Here is a 5,409-nt window from a genome sequence, read left to right on the forward strand (position 1 = left end):
CCACCCCGACGGCGCGGATGCCGACGGCCCGCGCGTCCTTGACGTCACCCGCCGTGTCGGTGACCAGCACGGTGCTGGCCGGGTCGGCGTCCCGCCGGGCGGCCGCCTCGTCGTAGTCCGCCGCACACCGCCGGCCGTAACCGTTCCCGGCGTCGGCCAGGAAGCTGCGCATGGCCGTCGTCTTGTCCGGGGCGACGTCCCCGCCGAAGACGTGCGCGAAACAGAACGCGAGGTCGTTGGTCACCAGCACCCGGCGCAGCACCGCCATCGCGTTGGACGACATCACCGCCAGCGTGCAGTCGGTGGCGAGCCGGCGGACCACCTCGGCGACCCCGGGGACCAGCGGCGGCGTGTAGTCGGTCCGCAGCAGCTCCAGGAACGCCCCGGTGACCTGCTCGGCCTGGTCGTCGTCCCGGCAGAGCCGCCGGATCGAGCGGAACACGTTGCCGTTGAACAGCTCGAAGTACTTCTCGGGGCGGTCGACCCCCAGCCCGAACCGCTCGTCGATGCGGCGGAAGATCTCCCACGACGCCACCCGGGTCTGCACCAGCGTGCCGTCGAGGTCGAAGATCACCGCCCGCACCGGCGCCTCAGGCACGGGCGACGACCTCCGCCTGGTGGAGGCGGTGGTACACCTCGCCCAGCTCACCGAGCCCGACGAAGTCCATCGCCTCGCCGTACCCGGTCCGCCCGTCCATCTCCCACCGCAGCAGGCTGTTGTGACCGACCACGCCCGGCTGCGACTGCCACGGGAACGTGGTGAGCGCGGTCCCGGTCAGTTCCCAGGCGCGGTCCGCGCTGTCGACGACGGACAGGGCGACCCGTTCGGGGTAGAACCCGGTGCGGTCGGTCGTCCCGCCGCCGCCCGTGAGCCCGAACACCTGCCCTTTCTCCAGCACGTAGCCGTGGGTCATGGTCAGCGCCGAGGGCGCATCCGGACCGCCGGCGGTGGAGAAGTCGAACAGGCCGTGCACGACCAGATCCCGGGAGAAGTGCGCGTGCAGCCAGGACAGCCGGGACGTCTGCCGTTCCGCGCGGACCCCCCAGCTGTGGTCCATGGTGGACACGCAGTCGATCGGCGTGCGGACGCCGCGCAACTCGATCTCGCCCTCGTAGTGCCCGGTCTGGTCGAAGTGACCGGCATAGGCATGACCCCAGGTCAGGTCCAGGTCGCGGCCGGCCGCCATCGGGTCCTGCGCCGGATCGTTGATGTCGTACGGCGCCATCAGGGCGGTGTAGCGGAAGTGCAGTTCCAGCCCGGCCGCGGCGTCGGAGAAGTCGACGTCCCAGACCATGTTCGGCTGGGTGCACCGGACGCGCAGCCCGTTGGCCAGCGAGTAGTCGAGCAGATCCGACGGCTGCGGGACGACGAGATGCTGCCAGGCGTCCCAGTAGTCGGCCGCCCACGGCATCGTCACCCGGCGGCTGTTGATCGAGACCGTCGATCCGAGCACGCCCAACGGCTCCCGGAACAGTCCGTAGACCCCGATGTTCATCGGCCGATCGGTGTCCTGCCCGGCGTAGAGGCCGAAGTAGTTGGTCTCCGACCACAGCGGGTCGTCGCTGGTCGGGCGGTGGAACTGGGCGTCCTCGGGACGGATCACCGATGACTCTCCTTCATCTCGACGCGGCCACGCTGCTGCCGGGTCACACTCTCCCCCGGCCCGGTCACCGGCCATGCCGCCGGTGGACAACCACACCCCGGGACGTTGTCCGATCGGGATAACGCTCGGCGGGGCCGGGCGACCCTACCGTCCGTTCAGCCGGTGGATCACGGGACCGGGCCGGAACGGCGACGGCGCTGGAGGTGGATCGGGCATGCGGCTGGCCACGGTGCTCGGTCAGGTGGTCGCCACCGTCAAGCAGCCCGGACTCGACCGGTTCACCCTGCTGGTCGTCCGGGACGAGGGAGCCGGCCCGTCCGGCGACGGCGATCCGGCGCACCTGCCGTACGTCGCGGTCGATCTGGTCGGGGCCGGGGTCGGGGAACTGGTGCTGGTCGTCGGGGGCAGCACCGCCTCGGCCGCCGCGAGCGCGGTCACCGGCGGCGCCTGTCCCACCGACCGTGCGGTTGTCGGCATCGCCGACACCGTCGTCGACCGGGGCACCGTCACCTACCGCAAGTCGTGAACTCCCGCGCCGGGCACCCCCGCCGCCGGCCGCACCACACCCGCAGCGTCGCACCCACACTGGAGGACCCCATGACGACAGCCACGTCCGGACCGCGCGGCGCGCTCGGCCTGATCGAGACCAAGGGCCTGGTCGGCGCGATCGAGGCGGCCGACGCGATGGTCAAGGCGGCCAACGTGCAGATCGTCGGGCACCGGGAGATCGGCGGCGGCCTGGTGACGGTGATGGTGCGCGGCGACGTGGGGGCGGTCAAGGCGGCCACCGACGCCGGGGCCGTCGCGGCGGGCAAGGCCGGCGAGGTCGTCTCGGTGCACGTCATCCCACGGCCGCACGAGGAGACCGAGGGAATCCTGGCCATTCTCACCCGGCCGAAGGGCTGATCGTGCGCCGGCCCCGGCCCGCGCCCGCCCACCACTGACGCCCGGACCGACCGCCGGTCCGGCCCGTCGTCCGCCCGTCCGGGGCGCCCCGCGCGCCGGACGGGCGGTCCCCCGACACGCGGCCCCCGTGGTGATCTCCCTCCGACCGTGAAGGTGCGTTGATGACTGCCCTGCTGGACGGCCTGGACGCCGACCTCGCCGGCCTGGCCGACGTCCGGGCCAAGGCCCGCGCCGCCCGCCGCGCTTTCGACGCGCTCGAGGGTGCCGATCAGGCCACGCTGGACCGCTACGTCCGGGCGATGGCCGCGGCCGGCACCCGGGCGGCCGAGGAACTGGCCCGGCTGGCCGTCGACGAGACCGGGTACGGCGTCTACGAACACAAGATCTACAAGAACCGGTACAACACCGGCTTCGTCGCCCGCTGGATGCTGCAGCGCCGCGCGGTGGGCGTGCTGTGGGTGGACGAGGCGGCCCGGGTGACCGCGGTGGGGACGCCGATGGGCGTCATCGCCGGCATCATCCCGGTGACCAATCCGACGTCGACGGCCTTGTTCAAGAGCCTGGCCGCGGTCAAGTCGGGCAATGCGATCGTGCACGCCCCGCATCCCCGCGCCGCCCGCTGCACGCTGCGCGCCGCGCAGATCATGGCCGAGGCCGCCGTCTCCGCCGGCGCCCCGGAGGGCCTGATCTCCTGCCTGGAGAACCCGACGCTGCCGGCCACGGCCGAACTCATGCGCAGCCGGGAGATCGCCCTGGTGCTGGCCACCGGCGGCCCGGGGATGGTGCGGGCCGCCTACTCCAGCGGCAAGCCGACCATCGCCGTCGGGGCCGGCAACGTGCCCGCGTACGTGGGCGTCAGCGTCGCCGACCCGGCCGAGGCGGCCGAGATGATCATCACCTCCAAGTCGTTCGACAACGGGACCGCCTGCGTGGCCGAGCAGTCGGTGGTCGTCGCGGACGCGGTGGCCGGGCCGTTCCTGAGCGCCTTCGCCGAGCGGGGCGCGCACTGGCTGGACGCGGCCCAGCAGGAGGCGTTGGCCCGCCTGCTGTTCGACGAGCGCGGGGCGATGCGGCCCGCCTCGGTCGGCCAGTCGGCGGTCACCCTCGCGCAGCGGTGCGGCTTCCCGGTCCCGCCGGCCACCCGGGTGCTGGCCGCCCGGCTCGACACGGTCGGCGCCGACGTCCCGCTGTCCAGGGAGATCCTCGGACCGGTGCTGTCGGTGTACACCGCGGCCGATCCCGGCGCCGGCCTCGCCCGCTGCCGGGAGATCCTCGCCCTGGGCGGTGAGGGGCACACCGCCGCGGTCCATGCCGCCGACCCGGACGAGATCGCCCCCTTCGCCACCCTGCGGGCCGGTCGCATCCTGATCAACACACCCGCCCTGTTCGGTGGCATGGGCTTCTCGGCCGAGGTCGACCCGTCGTTCCAGCTGGGCACCGGGACCTGGAGCGGGTCCATCTGCTCGGACAACGTGACGCCCCTGCACCTGATCAACATCAAGCGGATCGCGCACGAGGTCCGGCCCTGGCGCACCGTCTACGACCCGGTGGAGCTGTGAGATGCCGGTTTCGACCATGACATCGGTGGACGGGGTGCTCGGCGCGGCGGCGGCGCTGCTGGCCGCCGGCGGCCCGAGCGACCCGGCCGGCGGGCCAACGCCGGACGGCCCGCTGCGGGTCGGGGTCGACCTGGGCACGGCGACGTGCGTGTTGGTCGTGCTGGCCGGGGAGCGGCCGGTCTGGGTGGGTGCGGAACCGTCGGGCGCGCTGCGGGACGGTGTCGTCGTCGACTTTGCCCGGGCGACCGCCACGGTCGGCCGGCTCCGGCAGCGGGCCGAGGCGGCCCTGGGCGTCCCGCTCACCGGCGCCGCCACCGCCTACCCGCCGTGCATCCCGGTCGGTGACGCCCGGGCCTGCCGGTTCGTCTGCGAGGCCGCCGGTTTCGACTCCGTCGAGCTGGTCGACGAGGTGACGGCGGCGCACCGGACCCTGGACGTGCGCGACGGTGTGGTGGTCGACGTCGGCGGCGGTTCGACCGGGGTCGGCGTGTTCCGCGACGGCGAGCTGGTCGCCCTGGACGACCGGCCCGGCGGCGGCCACCATCTGGACCTCATGCTGGCCGGCGCGCTCGGCCTGGCCCTGGAGGACGCCGAGCCCTACAAGCGCACCCACCCCACCGAGTCCTTCCCCATCCTGGTCCCCGGCCTGCATCGCATCGCCGAGAACATCCGGGCTCTCACCCCCGACGCGGCCGACCTGCCGCTGCACCTGGCCGGCGGCGCGCTGATGCTGCCGGGCACCGGGGACGTGCTGGCCGCCTACCTGGAGCGCACCGTGGTCACCTACCCGCACGCCCTGCTCATCACCCCCGTCGGGATCGCGAGGTCGGCGCCGTGAGCGCCCCGGGCGGGACGGCCGGCCGGCCCACGCTGCGGACGTACGCCTTCGTCGACCGGATGCAGCCGCAGTGTGCCGCGCACATCGCCGCGACCAGCCCCGGTGACGTGCCGCTGGCCGGAATGGCCGAGCTGTACATCGAGATGGCGCCCGGCAACGAGGTTTTCCGGGCCGCCGACGTCGCGCTCAAGGCCGCGGGGGTGCGGCCGGCGCTGCAGATCATCGAGCGCGAGTTCGGCCTGCTGGAGATCCATTCCGAGCAGCAGGCCGAGGTGCTGGCTTCCGGGCAGGCGGTGCTCGACGAGCTGGGCATGACCGAGACCGACCGCCTCAGGCCGGTGATCGCCTCGACACAGTTCATCACCAACGTGCACCCGTACCAGGCCCAGCTGCTCAACAAATGGCGCAAGGGCTCGATGATGATGCCCGGGCAGAGCCTGTTCGTGATGGAGGTCGCCCCGGCGGCCTACATCGCCATCGCCGCGAACGAGGCGGAGAAGGC

General features: G+C 73.2%; 7 protein-coding genes. 5 read left to right on the plus strand and 2 right to left on the minus strand.

The genetic code is table 11. From position 1 onward, the window contains the following. Together ACOJUF_RS25550 and ACOJUF_RS25555 are read right to left on the minus strand one after the other, a co-directional pair. Window positions 1–598 (minus strand): HAD family hydrolase (locus tag ACOJUF_RS25550; protein ID WP_420124617.1); only part of this gene is annotated, 598 nt, incomplete at its 3' end. After that, a complete protein-coding gene (locus tag ACOJUF_RS25555) occupies window positions 591–1,604 on the minus strand; it encodes a DUF7064 domain-containing protein (RefSeq protein ID WP_420124618.1) in 1,014 nt (337 codons plus the stop codon). The genes ACOJUF_RS25555 and ACOJUF_RS25550, both read right to left, overlap by 8 nt. 214 nt (window positions 1,605–1,818) lie before the next feature. Between ACOJUF_RS25555 and ACOJUF_RS25560 the strand changes: the two genes are divergently transcribed. The 5 genes from ACOJUF_RS25560 to ACOJUF_RS25580 all read left to right on the plus strand — a co-directional run. Then, the gene (locus ACOJUF_RS25560) at window positions 1,819–2,130 is read left to right on the plus strand and encodes a EutN/CcmL family microcompartment protein (RefSeq protein ID WP_420124619.1); all 312 of its coding nucleotides are present in this window, start codon (window positions 1,819–1,821) and stop codon (window positions 2,128–2,130) included. 71 nt (window positions 2,131–2,201) lie between these two features. Beyond that, window positions 2,202–2,510, plus strand: coding sequence for a BMC domain-containing protein (locus tag ACOJUF_RS25565; protein WP_420124620.1), 309 nt, complete (start codon window positions 2,202–2,204; stop codon window positions 2,508–2,510). Window positions 2,511–2,671: 161 nt separating this feature from the next. Further along, window positions 2,672–4,069 carry an aldehyde dehydrogenase family protein gene (locus tag ACOJUF_RS25570; RefSeq protein WP_420124621.1) on the plus strand — a complete coding sequence of 466 codons (1,398 nt, stop codon included), beginning with the start codon at window positions 2,672–2,674 and terminating at the stop codon, window positions 4,067–4,069. Between the two features lies 1 nt (window position 4,070). Continuing rightward, complete coding sequence (gene eutJ / locus ACOJUF_RS25575; protein WP_420124622.1) at window positions 4,071–4,907, plus strand: ethanolamine utilization protein EutJ; 837 nt, start codon at window positions 4,071–4,073, stop codon at window positions 4,905–4,907. Then, window positions 4,904–5,409: hypothetical protein (locus tag ACOJUF_RS25580; RefSeq protein ID WP_420124623.1), on the plus strand; the 506-nt coding region annotated here is incomplete at its 3' end. The genes eutJ and ACOJUF_RS25580, both read left to right, overlap by 4 nt.

This window comes from Nakamurella sp., assembly GCF_048594475.1.
Classification (GTDB): Bacteria; Actinomycetota; Actinomycetes; order Mycobacteriales; family Nakamurellaceae; genus Nakamurella.